The organism is Pseudomonas sp. DTU_2021_1001937_2_SI_NGA_ILE_001, assembly GCF_032463525.1.
Taxonomy (GTDB): Bacteria; Pseudomonadota; Gammaproteobacteria; order Pseudomonadales; family Pseudomonadaceae; genus Aquipseudomonas.
Genome location: NZ_CP135971.1, coordinates 639,453 through 653,881 on the forward strand (window position 1 = coordinate 639,453; position 14,429 = coordinate 653,881).

Consider the following 14,429-nt stretch of genomic DNA (forward strand, 5'->3'; position numbering starts at 1 on the left):
GCTGGCAAAGTGCACCACATGACGTCCCGTTACGGCGGGCTTGATGGGTCGTTCGCCGAGTCGCTGCGCCAATTCCAGGGGCAGACCCTGGCTGACATGGACGAAGTCTTCCGCAAGGTCATGATCCAGATCGGTACCAGCGTCATCATGCTGAGCCCGGTGGACACCGGCCGCTTCCGTGGCAACTGGCAGTTCACCGTTGACCAGCCGGCCTCGGCCAGTCTGGACAACTACGACCAGGCCGGCCACGACACCGTGGCGCGCCTGGTTGCCGACGTCCAGGACCTGACCTATGGGCAGACCGCCTACCTGGTCAACAACCTGATCTACAGCATCCCGCTTGAGTACGGACACAGCCAGCAGGCGCCAACCGGTATGGTCCGGATCACCAAAGAGCGGTTCCAAGAATTTGTCGATCAGGCCCTGCGGGAGGTCTCCGAATGAGCCATGCACGCGCGCGCCGCGCCATTGAGGCACTGTTGGCGCCCTGGGCCGACGCCCTAGGGCTGCCCGTCGCCTACGGCGCTGAACCTTTCGAGCCGCCGCAAGGCATCTACATCCACGGCTTCCTGCTCCCGGCCAGCACCACGTCGCGGTACCTGGGCAGCGATGCCTACGAGTACCGCGGTATCTATCAGTTCAACATCATTTGCCCCATGGACGAGCCGATATCGGCACCCGAGGCCTTGGTTGACGCGCTGTCGGCCCTCTTCCCGGTTGACGCCGAGCTGGCCCGCGCTGGATTCGAGGGCCAGGTGTTGAGCCCGGTAGAGCAGGGGCCGACGGTCAAAGAGGCCGACCGATACACCATCCCAGTCAGCTTCACCTACATCGGCCAGGCGCCCCGGGAGGGCACATGAAGCGTGTCCCGGTACCGAACGGCACCACCGTGTGGGTCAGCCCCAACGTGAACCAGGGCAACCTGCAAGTGCCGCCGGTCAACGATCCCAGCTGGGTTGAGGTACAGCGCGTGACTGCGCTGAGCCATGCCGGCGGCGATGAGAAGCTTTCGACGCACACCCCGCTGGGCGCCTACGAGGATGTGCGAAGGCCCGCCGGGCGCAATCCCATGGACATCCAACTGGCGTACCAGGATGCGCCGGATTCGGCGTGGCACGCCGCGGTCCTTGCTGCACGCGACGCGCAGGCGGCGCTGGCGTGGCGTTTCACGCTGCCCGCCGGCGCCACGCACATCGTCTTCACTGCCTTCGCCAGTGGCCCCTTGTTGCCGGTGATGGATCGCAACCAGGTGATGGTTATCTCCCTGCAGCTCGCTGTGAACGGCACACCCCAACGCATCATGAACTGATTCACCCCACCACCCGCACCCGCCATGAGCGGGTTTTTTCGTTACGAGGTAACAACACATGGCATCCCGCATTGCATTGCCCAACGGCTCGATCTTCCAGATCGCGGCCACCTTCGGCGCTGTGAAGCCGATCACCGCAATTACCAACGCCGCCCAGGGCGTGGTCACCTCTGCCGCCCACGGCCTGGCCGATGGCGACCTGATCCTGATCGAGTCCGGCTGGGGCCGTATCGACGGCAGCGCGGCGCGTGTCGCTGACGCTGACACCGACGACTTCATCCTGGAGAACATCGACACCACCGACCCTGTGTTCTATGCCCCGGGCGGCGGCGCAGGCTCCCTCCAGAGTGTTCTGAGCTGGGTGGAGATCACCAAGATCACTGCCGTCAGCATGAGCGGCGGTGAGCAGCAGTTCGTGACCGTCGGCTACCTGGCCGAGGACAACGACCGCCAGTACCCGACCAACCGCAACCCGATGAGCATGCAGCTGACCGTCGAAGACCAGCCCGCCGCAGCGTATGTCCCGATTGTCGAGGGCTACACCAACACCAAGGTGCAGACCGTTGGCCGGCTGACCCTGCCGAACAAGGACCAGATCATCTATCCGGGCTTCGTGTCGATCACCGACACCCCGACCCTGGAACGCAACCAGATCATGACCCGGACCGTGACCTTCTCGCTGTCCGGCCGTCCGGTCCGTTACCGCAACGTCTGATCCGACCGCCTGGGTGTGCTGCGTACGCGCCCGGGTACTGCAGCACACCGCATCTACCCAGTTTTCCCAACCCCATAGCACCAGGAGGCCACCGTGGCCAAGATTTCGTTTCTGCAAGCCCCCACCTTCAAAGTCGACGTGGAGATGCCGCGCCTCGGCAGCACCCCGGTGAAGGTGAGCGTCACGTACCACCACCTGAACCGCGACCAACTGGCCGAACTGGCCGACTCCGATATCGCCTATACCCGCGAAATGAAGGACCTGACCCAGTCCGAAGAAGCCTCGGTCGCCGATGTGACCGGCAAGGCCAAGGAACACCAACTGGTGCAGCTCAAGCGCGTTGTCGCCGGCTGGGGCTTCGCCGAGGAGCTGAACGACGAGAACCTGCAGGCACTCGTTGACCACTCCGCCGAGACCGCTGTTGCCATCCTCTCGGCGTTCCGCACTTCGTACGAGAAGGCACGCGAGGGAAACTTGAAAGCGTAGCCCGAGCGATTTACACGCCGAGCGCCACAGCGGCCGACCTGGCCATGTTCGGGTTGAGCCCGGAAGACGCAGAGGAAACTGTCGAGGTCTGGGAGTGCAATCGCCAGGCCCTGGTGCTTTTCGATGCCATGGGCACTCAGTGGCGCAGCGGCATGAACGGCGCGACTGGGCTGGAGTACCAGGCTCTGCCGGTAACCATGGATCTTCTCGGCATGGATGTCGGCGACCGCCAGGCGCTGTTCCGCGACATCAGGGTGATGGAGCGGGCGGCGCTGGATGCCATGGCTGAAGCTCGGGATGAGTGATCAGCCGGGCGCTTTACGTTGGTGGTCCCGGGTGATGGTGTTAGATTGCGGCCGTCCAACGGAGGGATATAAATGCATCACCGCATCTTCACACTCGCCGCAATGTGTTTGCTCACGGCCTGCGGCGGCGACATCGGCAAGGCCCAAGATGAAGTGAAGCGACGGCTCTACGATGGTAGCTCGGCCGAGTTTCGTGACGACAGGGTTCTGTACCTACCACCTGGGCGCGACAAGATCGTGTGCGGGGAGGTGAATGCCAAAAGCCCGCAGGGCGGCTACTCGGGCTTCCAGCCCTATGTTGTTGAGAATCTGGATGTGGCTCCGTTCGCTAAATTCTCGCAGGAGTCGGCCCAGGACATCAGGGTTACGTGCAGTCTAGGCAAGCCCTAGGAATCTGTGTCGCCCAAACCCGCTTAGGCGGGTTTTTTATCATCCGAGAACCGGCCTTTGGGCCGGTTTTTTTATGCCCGAAGGAAAGTGCCATGAGCGAGCAGTCATTCGCCCAGCTCGGAATCAGAGTTGATTCTGATGGGGTGGCAGAGGCCACGAATAACCTCGAGGCCCTGGTCGATGCAGGCGCGAATGCTGAGCGCTCAGCCAAGGGAATCCAGGCCTCTTGGGCGTCTGCCATGTCAGGCTTGCGGGGCGATACAAGCCAAATCGTCAAAGAGCTGCAGGCGCTCAACGCAACCCAGTCCAGCATCGCCCAGCAGATGATCGCCATGGGGCGTGCGGCCACTGACGCCTCGTCTGGGTTTTCTGCCGCGGCCAAGGCCCAGGCAACGCTGACCACCAGCACAGAATCCGCCGCCCAGGCTGGCCAGCGCATGGCTGAATCCGCCGAGCAGCAAAGCGCCCGTATGGCTGCTGTGGTCAAGGCTTCGCTGGAGGCGAGCCAGTATCACCAGTCGTTGACCAGCGCGGTCAACGGTACCTCTGCTGCCATGGACGCGGCCAGTAAGTCAGCAACCGATTGGGCGAAGTATCAACAGGAGATCAACGCCCGCGGCCAAGCCCTGCTTGCGACCGAAGAGCGCCTAGCGCAGGAGGCCAAACAGGCCGCTGCAGCCACTGACCTGCAAGCTGAAGGTCTCCAGAAGCTGTTGGGGCAGATCAACCCGGCAGTTGCCGCGCTCGGCCGCCTGGACGAACAGCAAGCGACGTTGACGAAGTACAAGGCCGCCGGCCTACTTGATGCCGACACCTTCAAGGACTATTCAGCGAAGATCGAGCAAACCCGGCAAAAGCTGGGTGGATTCGACGATGGGCTTCGGAAAACCGTAGATACATCGAAGCAGACCAAGGCCGCTCTCGCGCAACTGCCAGCTCAGTTCACCGACATTTTCACCAGCTTGGCTGGCGGACAGAGCCCGCTGATGGTGTTGATTCAGCAGGGCGGGCAGATCAAAGACAGCTTCGGCGGCATTGGTCCTATGCTTGACGCCGTGGGCGAAAAGCTCGCGTCAATGCTTGGGCTCACCTCTTCTGCTGCTGCACTAGGTGGTGCCGTCGGGGCTGTGGGTGAGGGCGCGAAAGCTGCTTCGGAGGGGGCTGAGGCCGCTGGGCAGAGCCTTGGCGACATGGCAGAGGGGGCCAATACCGCTGCCGACGCTACGAAGAACGCGAAAGAAGCTGCTGGGGCGCTTGGTTCAACAGCGAGCGCAGCATCTATCAATGCCCTCGCGCTTGTCGGCGCACTCGTGGCGGTTACAGCTGTTGTAGGTACCCTGGCGTACGGATACGCGAAGGGGGCAGCCGAGGCCAGAGAGTACAACAAGGCCCTTATCCTCACCGGCAACTATGCGGGCGCCAGCGCTCAGCAGCTTGGCGACATGGCCCAGAGGGTCAGCGCCGTAGACGGCACGGTTCGACAGGCTGCTGAGACGTTGGCCGCGCTGGCAGGCACTGGCAAGCTCGCGAGCTCAAGCTTTGAAAAAGTTGCCAATGCGGCGACCGCTATGGAGGACGCAACCGGCAAGGCGATCAAGTCGACAATCAGCGACTTCGTGAAGATCGCTGAGGATCCTCTGAAAGCTGCCACGTCGCTCAACGACGAATACCATTTTCTGACCGCTGCGGTGTACAGCCAGATCGCGGCCCTCAAGGATGAAGGGCGTACGATCGAGGCCGCTACCGTGCTCTCTGACGCCTACGCCAACGCTATCCAGACGCGGTCTGGAGAGATTGCGCGCAACCTGGGCATTGTCGAACGTGCCTGGAAAGGCATCAAAGACGCAGCAGGGGGCGCACTTGATGTCGTGCTTCAGGTGGGTCGCGAGGCTACGTTCGCGGAGCAAATTGCCGATGTTGACCGTCGCATTGGCCAGGCCAAGACCGGTGGATTCGGCCTGTTCTCCGACAAGGGCAAGGTCGTCGAGAGCCTGGAGGCGCAGAAGCGCTTTCTCCAGTTGCAGAAAGATGCTGATGACTCCCGCGCCAAATTCCTGGGGGAGCAACGCCGGATTCAGGACGAAGGCAACAAGGCCTATGTCGAGTTTCAAAAGGTCGTCGACGAAGGGAAGAGCAAGCAGGACAAGTTGAACAAAGCGCTTGAGGAGGAGAACGAGCGCATCAACAAGTCCAGAGCCGCAGGTTATAAGATCACGGCCGAGGAAGAAGAGGCTGCCTATAAAACCATCAGGGACAGGGCCGAGTTCAAGGAAAAGGCCGCCAAGAAGGAAAAGGCCTACACCGAGTCCGCCGCCATCAGGATGCTGGACCAGGCCAAGCAGCAGGAGGCCGTGCTCAAGGAACAGGCCGGGCTGGTGGGCCTGCAGAAGGGCGAATACGACAAGCTCGGCGAGTCCGGTCGTGCGCTGGTCAAGTGGGAGCAGCAGCTTGCGGATATCAAGTCCAAGAGCATTCTGACGGCTGACCAAAAGTCCCTGTTGGCCAACCAGGACAAGATCACCGCACAGCTCAAGATCAATGCCGAGCTGGAGAAGGAAACCGCGCTCCGCAAGCTCGCAGCAGCAGAAGCTGAGAAGCTCGCCAGCTTTCAGAAGGAGATCGCTGCTGACTTGGCCCTCTCCCGGCAGGACCTGTCGAACCAGCTCGCCGGTATCGGCATGGGCGCCGAGGGGCGCCGTCGTCTTCAAGAAGACCTGAAGATCCGGCAGGACTACCAGAAGCGCATCAATGACCTGCAGGAGCAGTTCAACGAGGGCAAGATCACAAAGGCCCTCTACGATAAGGAAACCCGCTTGCTCGAGGATGCTCTCGACGAGCGCCTGGACATGCGGGAGGACTACTACCGCAAGCTTGAGGCTGCGCAAGCCAACTGGGCGAACGGCGCCAACGCGGCATGGCAGGATTACATTACCTCTGCCGCTGATATTGCCGGCCAGACTTATGACGTGTTCAGCAACGCGTTTGATGGCCTGGAAGATGTGCTGGTCAAATTCGCGATGACCGGGAAGGCCAGCTTCAAGGAGTTCGCGAACTCGGTGCTTGCCGACATCGCGCGTATTGTTGTACGCACTCAGGTCGTTGCCCCGCTGCTGAATGCGGTTTTTGGCGGGAGCGGTGGTGGTGGGATTGGTTCGTTGCTGGGCGGCGGCGGTGGAGGTGGCGGAGGAGGTGGCGGCGGCGGAGTGATGAGCCTCATCAGCACCGCAAAAACAGCGCTCGATATCGGCAAAAGCGGTTTCGTGACCGAGATGCGCGCAGGCTTCGCCCAGGACGGCATCACCGGCGCTTTCAAGTCCGGCGCCGACTATGTGTCCGAGGCTGTTACCAGCGCCTTCACCGTCGGCTCTGAGACCGCGACTGCTGCGGCACAAACCGCTGCGCAGTTCACCGTCGAAAGCACCACGGCAGGCCTGAACTCGGCAGCGGCCGAGTACGCATCACAGTTCGGCGCTCAGTTGGAGATCAGCACCGGAGCCATCGATACTGCGCTCAGTGCTTCAAACAACGCGTTCTCACAGACCCTGCAGACCCTCGGCGATGCCCTGGGTGTGATCGGGATTGCATACAGCATCTGGCAGTCATACGACGCCTATGGGTTCAAGGGTGCTGCAACGACTGCTGGCTTCGCTACAGCAGGCTTTTACCTCGGCTCCATCATTCCAGGCGTTGGAAACCTGGTCGGAGCTGCAATTGGCGCTGTTATCGGCTCTCTGGTCAGCTCTGCAGCTTTCGGTTCCGGCGAGAAGTATCCGGAGCTTTCCGGGTCCGCGTCGGGCACTTGGAAGGCTGGCACGTTCACCGATGATGGCTGGGTCGAAGGCTGGAAGGAGAAGCAGCCCAAGTTCGGTGACGCAGTAAACGGCGAGCTCGGCGCGACGGTGCAGAAGTTCACATCGACGATGGGAATGCTGTACTCCGTGTTCCGCAACCCGGATTCCAGTATCTCGCTGGATAACACGATGCGGCAGCGCCGGACCTCCGGCGACTACTCCAGCGCGTTCCTTGCGACCCTGAACAACGGCACGACGATCACTGGTATTCAGCAGCACGCCGGGGGCGATGTTGTCGCTGGGATCAAGCAGAACTATGAATATGTCATGGGCTCGTTCCTGGCCCAGGCAATCGTCAATTCCGACGGCATTCCGTCTTACTTCAAGGCCCAGTTCATGGGCTTTGCTCGGAACTGGGAGTCCACGGCGGAAGAAGTAATCGGCGCGATTGAGGGCGTGTTCACGCGCTTCAACGGCGTTAACTCGGCGTTGAAGCAGATCCGAGTCAGCGTGCTTGAGATGGGTGACGTGGGGCTCCAGGCCTCCGATGCGATCCTCAACATGGTTGCGAAGTTCGCCGATCTGGACGTCGACAAGGCTACCGCCAAGGAAAAGGTCGATGCCCTCAACGAAATGGTGAACGGGTACTACCAGGCCTTCTTCAGCGATCAGGAGCGGTTCGATGATCTGACCAAGAGCCTGAAAGACACGTTCTTGGGCTTCAACATGGAGTTCCCAGATACCCGTGAGGCCTACCGGCAAATGGTCGAAGACATTGACGTTACGACCGGTGCTGGCCAGGCCATGTTCGCCACAATGATGGGGTTGGCCGACAGCGCTGATGCCTACTTCAAGGGTGTTGCGGAGCGGGCCCAGGCGGCGAACGATGCGCTTCTCGGCCAAGTTGATACAGCGTTCAGCGCGCTGCAGCGCTCGATCAACGCCCAGAAGACCTCGATCAACGACATGATCGCAACGGCGCGTGAGAACGCGTCGGGCCTCACATCGATCAGCAATGCGCTTGGCAACGCGCTGAAGGCTCTGCGCGGCGACAGCGATGATGCTGTGCGGATGCTGCGCGACCAAGCAAAAGCCACGGTCGTATCCGCCCTGGCCATCGCTCGCGCCGGGGGCTCGCTGAGCAAGTTCGAGGGGCTGGAAGATGCCTTGAGCGTGATCAGCGGCAACGACACATCGCTGTATGCCAGCCTGGAGGACTTCAACCGCGAGCAGGGCCGCAACGCCAACTTGATCGCGGAGCTGAACAAGCTCAACGGCAAGCAGCTCAGCGCTTCCGACAAGACCATCAAAGCCTTGGAGGCTCAGCTCGACGGCCTGGACAAGCAGCTGGAGTTTGCCCAGGCGCAGATGGATGCGCTCAACGGCGTAGACAACAGCGTCAAGACCGTGGCCGATGCGATCAGGGAGATGAATGCGGCCGTGGTCGCCGCGATCAGCACGATCACCGGGAAGATCTCGCCGCAGAACGCAGGGACTCTGGTCGACAGCCTGTACAAGGACGTTCTCGGCAGGGACGCGGACAAGGGCGGCAAGGACTACTGGGTTGGTGAGCTGACATCAGGGAAGCTGAACGGCGGCAACGTCGTCGACGCATTCAAGAATTCGGCTGCCATCGAGCTCGCGTACAAGGCTGCCGGCATCGCGATGAACGAGGGCTCCGCGTACTGGAGCGCCCAGCTCGCGTCTGGGGCTCTCACGCCGGCGCAGCTGAACGAGGCAGTACGCAACGCGGCAATCGCGAACGGCTCTATCCCTGCGCGGGCGAATGGTGGGTTGATCACAGGGCCAGGCACTGGCACCTCTGACAGCATCCTTGCACGGCTCTCGAACGGCGAGTACGTGATGCGCGCGGCGGCCGTTCAGGCGTTTGGCACTGATCTGCTCGACCAGATGAACGCGGGGCAGATGCCTGCGTTCGCCGTGGGCGGAATGGTGGGCGAGGGGCCTGTGCTGCAGATCACCAGGCCGGCGCAGATATATGCCGGCCAGGCCCGGGGTGGGGGTGGCGCAAGCGACGCCGCGGCAGTGGCTGAACTACGCGCGCTCAGGGACGAGATTCGCTCGGGCCTGGCTGTGCTCAACGCCCATGCCAAGAAAACCAGCGACAACACCGGCCAGCTCGCCGAGGTCGGCACACAAGTGATCGGCACCGCTCAAGTCAAGGTAATCGCATGAGCCAGATGACAGTTGTACCAGGGCTGGAGATCACTCCAGCCCGTCTGATCGCCTGCACTCTCCCGGCCGCCGACTATGCGGCCTGGTCCTCGACCCAGGCATACGTTGTCGGGGACCGGGTAACCGTGGGCCAGATCAACTACGAGGCCCTAGTGGCGCACACCAACCGCAACCCGACCAGCGATTCGGTTACCCCGGCAGCCTGGTTGAATCTGGGCTGGATCAACCGCTACCGGATGTTCAACAAGCAGATCGGCAACACCTGGGCGCTCGGGACATTCTCCGGGGCGGCAAACGAGATCGACCTCACCATCCGTCCTGGGCAGCGGGTCAATGCCATCGGCCTGGTAGGGGTGTTCGCTTCGAGCGTGCGGATCGTCATGACCCAGCCCGGCAATGCCAGCCCGATCTACGACGAGACGTTCGTCATGAGCGCGCCGAGCGGTAGCGGCTGGTATCAGCACTTTTTCAGCCCGTTCAAGACCCGCGAGAACTTGGCGGTGTTGAATCTGCCGCCGGCCAGCAATGCTGACGTCCGGGTCGTGATCAGTGCGCCAGGCAGTGCGGCCAGGGTCGGCATGCTGATCTTGGGCTGGTCGAAAGCAATCGGCACGGCCGTCTACGACACGTCACTCGGACGCAAATCCTTCACAACTGTGAAGGAAGAGTTCGACGGTTCGGTGACGATGACCAAGCACGGTGCCCGCCGCAAGATCGACTACCGGGTCGTCATGGCGGGCGACGAGGTGACCGACGCGCTGCGGACCCTCGACCCGCTTGACGCCACGGCCGCGCTCTACGTGGGCTCAGTCGAGCTGGACTACACAATCATTGCTGGCACCTACGACGACCTCGATATCGGCCTGCCGACCTACAACCACGCGACCTACACCCTTTCCGTCAGGAGCCTCATGTAATGGCGATTCAACCACTCACGCCGCTTCCGGTACCGCCCCTGGCAACCGACTCTGAAGCGATCTTCAACAGCAAGGCCGACGCCACGCTTCTGGCTGAAAAGCAGCTTGTCGATCAGATGAATGCGTCCACGATTCCCGGCATCAACCAGGCCGTGACTGACGCGACTGCGGCGAAGAATGCTGCAGCGGGCTCTGCCACGGCTGCCGCACAGTCAGCCAGCGACGCGAATACGGCCAAGGCCGCTGCACAGAAGGCTGTGACCGATTCGGCAGTCGCTGGCGCGGCGCAGGTCGCGCTGGCTGCAGCTGAAGTGGTGAAGGCCCAGCAGCAGGTGACTCTTGCGCAGCAGCAAGTGCAGGCGGCTACTGACGCCGGCGCCGCACAGGTCACGCTCGCCTCGGTAGAAGTAACGAAGGCCCAGGCCGAGGTGGTGAAAGCGAAGGCCCAGGCTGATGCTTCGGCGGCTTCCGCAACAGCAGCCGGCGCTGCCGCTGGACTGCCGGCCGACCGGGTCCCCTATACAACCCTGCAGATCGACGCGGCCGGCAACGTGGCCTGGCGACCAGGCCTGCCGGATCCTTCTGACTCGTACGGCAAGGCCCTGGTGGCTGGTAAAGACGGATGGGCAGCGAGTGATACTCGGTCGGTCGGCGAGGTGGTGTACACCGCTGCGGCGCTCAGTCTGTCGCCTCTGCGAGAGGTGGGCACGTTCGTACCTTCAGACACCGGTTACACGAATATAGCGTTCGGGAACGGCAGGTTTGTCAGTGTGCGCCAAGGGGGCGGCAAGGCGGCGTGGTCAGCAGACGGTGTTACGTGGACTGAAGTAGCGGTACCCCTGTCAGGTACGTTCCGGGCTCTGAGCTTCGGCGCCGGGCTGTTCGTTCTGGCTCAGGCAGATCAACACAAGGTCTATACCTCTGCTGATGGTCTGACCTGGATTTCAAGGGATCTCCCTACCGGCAGTGGGAGCCTATCCCTACTCAATATCGTGTACACCGGCAGTTATTTTGTACTGTGCTCCTCTAATACCTACTCGGGGTTCTTCACTTCGGTAGACGGGGTGACTTGGTCTCGTCAAGAATTCTCCAGTTCCTCCAGCATCAACGCTCTTACCTCCTTGGGGGCTCAGGGGTTCTTGATGTTCACCTCTGGGTCCGCCATCAAGTACAGCTCTCCAACGGCTACACCAGTCACTGTACCGATAAGTTACTTTGTAATTAGCGCTGCGTGTAACCCGGCAGATGGCACCATAGTAGCTGGGCATGGCTCGTCTAGTATAACCATGGCAAATAAATTCCTAGTGTCCAAGGACTTTGGAAGTACCTGGACTCTTAAAGATGCTCCGGCTCTAGGATATTGGAATCGGGTAGCGTTCTTGAACGGCGTATTCTTAGCAGCTGTCGGCACCTCTCCGGTGAGGCTGCTGTACTCACCCGATGGTGTTACTTGGTCAGCTATAACGCTAAGTAGCAACGCTTCAAACACTCAAACTACGTCTGTAGCCTCTATTGCCTACGGCGCAGGTAAGTTCATTACCGCCAGCTTCCGCGGTTCGTACATAGCCAAAAAGGGGGCAGCGGAATACGTCATTGGGAGCGCTGTGTACCTCAAGTCCAGTTATCCAGAGCTGGCTGCCATGCTCGGCTCTCTGCCGAGCGACTACGGGGTTACGGTTCGGACAATGGCGGCCTCCGCAATCTACACGGACATGGCCTACGGTAACGGCGTGTTTGTGGCATTGACTACCGCGACGACGTATTGCACGTCGACAAACGGCATCAACTGGACGTCCCGAACAATGCCCGTGAATACATACTGGCGAGGTATAACGTTTGCCAACGGTGTGTTCGTAGCCATCTGTTATAACGGGGTGTATACATCGACTGACGGCGTAACATGGACGTCCAGGAATACCGAGACTGGTAACTGGACCGGAGTTGCCTACGGCAACGGCATTTGGTTGATAACCTCGGCAACTGGCAGTACTACTGGCGGGACAAACGCCAAAACCCTCACATCTAGCGATAATGGCGTTACTTGGGCAGTGAGGACGCCAGCTGCTTTCACTAGCGGTGCCACAAAGTTGGCATTTGGCGCTGGGGTGTTCGTGATGGCCGTATACAACCCCAACCCTGCCAGGTTGTTCTATAGCTCGGATGGAGAAACATGGTCTCAGGCGCAGGTACCTACTGGTTCAACGAACTTGACGTCTGTTGCTTACGGCAACGGCATGTTCATCGCAGTCAGCGGTAGCAGTGATTATTACTTGACCTCTACTGACGGGATTAACTGGGTTGAAAGACAATTCTCTACCGGTTCGAGTCAGCCTACGCTAGTGCTGTTTGTTAACGGCATGTTCGTATGTTTCTTTGCTGGATCTGTCGTCATTACTTCTACAGACGGTATCAACTGGACTTCCAGACCGCTGAAACAAAGCATTGCTTGGCAGGCCGCCGCTTTCGGGGCTGGCGTACTTGCCGTGGCAGCGGGAGGCTCGTCTTCGAGCACTATCGCGATGACCCTGTTCAACTGGAACTACGACCTCAACACCCAGTTCGCTACCCCGGCACTTGACGCGCCGCAGGGTCTGACCGGCTACATCAAAGCGAGGGCAGCATGAAGCTCTACACATGGGACACCGCAGGGCTCTTCACGGGCGAAGTAGAGGTAGACGACTTCGACCCGATGCCGCCCCGCAGCACTCCGACTGCGCCGCCTGAGGCTGAGGGCGTGGCGGCTTTCAAGTGGGTCGGTCATGGCTGGGTAGCTTTCCATCCCTCTGAGGTCCAGCCGGTAGATATCGACTGGTTGCCGCTGATCGCCGACCGTCGCTACCAGGCCGAGACCGCCGGCATTGAGCTTGGGGATATGCACGTAGCCACCGATGACCGCAGCAAGCTGCTCATCAACGGCGCCGTGGTCGAGGCCATGCTCGATCCTGAGTACGTGATGCGCTGGAAGACGCCAGGGGGCTTTGTCGACCTGGCAGCCCAGCAGGTCATCGCTGTGGCCCGTGCGGTGCGAGCGCACGTCCAGGCTTGTTTCGACCGGGAGGCAGAGTTGCAGGCCGCTGTGGCTGACGGCTCTATCACTGCCGACCTGCTTGACCAGGGCTGGCCCGCCTGACGACTACAAATTCTGGTAACCCCCCGACCGCCGCTGGCGGTTTTTTTGTACCTGGAGAAACCTATGATTGAGCCCGGAAAGTTCTGCTCGCGCCCGGCACTGCGCTTCACCACCAGGTGGGACGTTGCTGTGCTTGAGCAGCTGCAGTTCCGCGACACCCGCCATGGGTTGCTGACGGTGCCCGCCGGCACTGCCAGCGACCTGGCCAGCATTCGCGTGCTGCGTGAGGTCTGCCGCTGGGCCGCCGCCGGCACGCTGATCGGCTGGGCGTTGGCCTGGGGCTGGGTGGCCACCGCGCTGCTTGTCCTGGCCATCGCGGCTCTGGCGCTGTACGGCCTGCTAGCCGGCTACGGTATGCGCGCCGCGATCCTTCACGACTGGCTCTACGGGGCAGGGCGCCTGAGCCGTGCGCAGTGCGACGCGGTGTTCTACCGCGCCCTCAGGGCCGACGGCGTGGCCCGCTGGCGGGCCTGGATCTTCTACATCGGCGTGCGCATCGGCGGCGCCAGTTCCTACACCCAGGCCCCGGTTGCTCCGGGGCTTTCTTCATCTGGAGATCAGTAATGGCTCGAATCGACGCAACGCAGGCCGGCGGCAAGAACGTTCTGGCCTTCCTCGACATGCTGGCCTGGTCGGAGGGGACTTCCACGATCAAGGCCTCGGACGACGGCTACAACGTGCTGGTGGGCGGCAAGCTGTTCAGTGACTACAGCGCGCATCCGCGTGTTTCAGTCCAGCTGCCGCGTTATGGCATCAGCAGCACGGCCGCCGGTCGCTACCAGTTCCTGGCGCGCACCTGGGATGCCATCGTCAAGAACTACGGGTTCCGGGGCCGATTCACGCCCGAGGCCCAGGACCTGGCCGCGATCAAGCTGCTGACCGAGTGCGGGGCGCTGCCATTCATCAAGTCAGGCGATATCCGCCAGGCAATCGCCAAGGCCGCCCCGATCTGGGCCAGCCTGCCAGGTGCCGGGTACGGGCAGCGCGAGCACAAGCTGGCCAACCTGCTAGAGATCTACGCGAGCGAGCGGGCGCAGGAGGAAGTGGCAGAGCCAGATTTGCTGGCCATGTACACCGCGTGCGGTGGGGCGCTTACCTAAGCCGCATGCATTAGATAAAACCGCAAAAGGAGCGACCACCGGGGATGCGCCAACATCCTCTGTGGCCACTGAACCCGCAGACTAGACCTG

13 protein-coding genes are annotated in these 14,429 nt (G+C 61.4%); all 13 read left to right on the top strand.

Going from position 1 to position 14,429, the window contains the following annotated elements:
- Positions 1-18: 18 nt before the first annotated feature.
- The 13 genes from RRX38_RS02840 (at position 19) to RRX38_RS02900 (ending at position 14,339) form a co-directional block, all read left to right on the top strand.
- Complete coding sequence (locus RRX38_RS02840) at positions 19-444, top strand: HK97 gp10 family phage protein (protein ID WP_315961431.1); 426 nt, start codon at positions 19-21, stop codon at positions 442-444.
- Positions 441-860 carry a phage tail terminator-like protein gene (locus RRX38_RS02845; RefSeq protein ID WP_315961432.1) on the top strand — a complete coding sequence of 140 codons (420 nt, stop codon included), beginning with the start codon at positions 441-443 and terminating at the stop codon, positions 858-860. The genes RRX38_RS02840 and RRX38_RS02845 overlap by 4 nt, the downstream gene beginning before the upstream one ends.
- Positions 857-1,309 carry a phage tail tube protein gene (locus RRX38_RS02850; RefSeq protein ID WP_315961433.1) on the top strand — a complete coding sequence of 151 codons (453 nt, stop codon included), beginning with the start codon at positions 857-859 and terminating at the stop codon, positions 1,307-1,309. Before RRX38_RS02845 ends, RRX38_RS02850 begins: the two co-directional genes overlap by 4 nt.
- A 58-nt stretch (positions 1,310-1,367) precedes the next feature.
- Complete coding sequence (locus tag RRX38_RS02855; protein WP_315961434.1) at positions 1,368-2,024, top strand: phage tail protein; 657 nt, start codon at positions 1,368-1,370, stop codon at positions 2,022-2,024.
- Between the two features lie 93 nt (positions 2,025-2,117).
- On the top strand, positions 2,118-2,510 hold the full coding sequence (locus RRX38_RS02860; protein ID WP_315961435.1) for a phage tail assembly chaperone: 393 nt from the start codon (positions 2,118-2,120) through the stop codon (positions 2,508-2,510).
- A 44-nt stretch (positions 2,511-2,554) separates the two neighbouring features.
- Positions 2,555-2,815: a DUF1799 domain-containing protein gene (locus RRX38_RS02865; protein ID WP_315961436.1), complete on the top strand. Its 261-nt coding sequence runs from the start codon at positions 2,555-2,557 to the stop codon at positions 2,813-2,815.
- A 72-nt stretch (positions 2,816-2,887) separates the two neighbouring features.
- Positions 2,888-3,205 (top strand): hypothetical protein, encoded by a 318-nt coding sequence (locus RRX38_RS02870; RefSeq protein WP_315961437.1) that lies wholly within the window; start codon positions 2,888-2,890, stop codon positions 3,203-3,205.
- A gap of 92 nt (positions 3,206-3,297) precedes the next feature.
- A complete protein-coding gene (locus RRX38_RS02875) occupies positions 3,298-9,192 on the top strand; it encodes a phage tail tape measure protein (protein WP_315961438.1) in 5,895 nt (1,964 codons plus the stop codon).
- Positions 9,189-10,109, top strand: a complete 921-nt coding sequence (locus RRX38_RS02880) for a carbohydrate-binding protein (RefSeq protein ID WP_315961439.1) — start codon at positions 9,189-9,191, stop codon at positions 10,107-10,109. The genes RRX38_RS02875 and RRX38_RS02880 overlap by 4 nt, the downstream gene beginning before the upstream one ends.
- The gene (locus RRX38_RS02885) at positions 10,109-12,733 is read left to right on the top strand and encodes a sialidase family protein (protein WP_315961440.1); all 2,625 of its coding nucleotides are present in this window, start codon (positions 10,109-10,111) and stop codon (positions 12,731-12,733) included. The genes RRX38_RS02880 and RRX38_RS02885 overlap by 1 nt, the downstream gene beginning before the upstream one ends.
- A complete protein-coding gene (locus tag RRX38_RS02890; protein ID WP_315961441.1) occupies positions 12,730-13,239 on the top strand; it encodes a DUF4376 domain-containing protein in 510 nt (169 codons plus the stop codon). Before RRX38_RS02885 ends, RRX38_RS02890 begins: the two co-directional genes overlap by 4 nt.
- 63 nt (positions 13,240-13,302) lie before the next feature.
- The gene (locus tag RRX38_RS02895; RefSeq protein ID WP_315961442.1) at positions 13,303-13,803 is read left to right on the top strand and encodes a DUF1353 domain-containing protein; all 501 of its coding nucleotides are present in this window, start codon (positions 13,303-13,305) and stop codon (positions 13,801-13,803) included.
- On the top strand, positions 13,803-14,339 hold the full coding sequence (locus tag RRX38_RS02900; RefSeq protein ID WP_315961443.1) for a glycoside hydrolase family 104 protein: 537 nt from the start codon (positions 13,803-13,805) through the stop codon (positions 14,337-14,339). The genes RRX38_RS02895 and RRX38_RS02900 overlap by 1 nt, the downstream gene beginning before the upstream one ends.
- Positions 14,340-14,429: the final 90 nt, after the last annotated feature.

What these genes read in the sequence shown, in the direction of transcription:
- RRX38_RS02840 (WP_315961431.1), top strand. Translation starts at nt 19, where the DNA reads ATGACGTCCCGTTACGGCGGGCTTGATGGGTCGTTCGCCGAGTCGCTG.
- RRX38_RS02845 (WP_315961432.1), top strand. Translation starts at nt 441, where the DNA reads ATGAGCCATGCACGCGCGCGCCGCGCCATTGAGGCACTGTTGGCGCCC.
- RRX38_RS02850 (WP_315961433.1), top strand. Translation starts at nt 857, where the DNA reads ATGAAGCGTGTCCCGGTACCGAACGGCACCACCGTGTGGGTCAGCCCC.
- RRX38_RS02855 (WP_315961434.1), top strand. Translation starts at nt 1,368, where the DNA reads ATGGCATCCCGCATTGCATTGCCCAACGGCTCGATCTTCCAGATCGCG.
- RRX38_RS02865 (WP_315961436.1), top strand. Translation starts at nt 2,555, where the DNA reads ATGTTCGGGTTGAGCCCGGAAGACGCAGAGGAAACTGTCGAGGTCTGG.
- RRX38_RS02870 (WP_315961437.1), top strand. Translation starts at nt 2,888, where the DNA reads ATGCATCACCGCATCTTCACACTCGCCGCAATGTGTTTGCTCACGGCC.
- RRX38_RS02875 (WP_315961438.1), top strand. Translation starts at nt 3,298, where the DNA reads ATGAGCGAGCAGTCATTCGCCCAGCTCGGAATCAGAGTTGATTCTGAT.
- RRX38_RS02880 (WP_315961439.1), top strand. Translation starts at nt 9,189, where the DNA reads ATGAGCCAGATGACAGTTGTACCAGGGCTGGAGATCACTCCAGCCCGT.
- RRX38_RS02885 (WP_315961440.1), top strand. Translation starts at nt 10,109, where the DNA reads ATGGCGATTCAACCACTCACGCCGCTTCCGGTACCGCCCCTGGCAACC.
- RRX38_RS02890 (WP_315961441.1), top strand. Translation starts at nt 12,730, where the DNA reads ATGAAGCTCTACACATGGGACACCGCAGGGCTCTTCACGGGCGAAGTA.
- RRX38_RS02895 (WP_315961442.1), top strand. Translation starts at nt 13,303, where the DNA reads ATGATTGAGCCCGGAAAGTTCTGCTCGCGCCCGGCACTGCGCTTCACC.
- RRX38_RS02900 (WP_315961443.1), top strand. Translation starts at nt 13,803, where the DNA reads ATGGCTCGAATCGACGCAACGCAGGCCGGCGGCAAGAACGTTCTGGCC.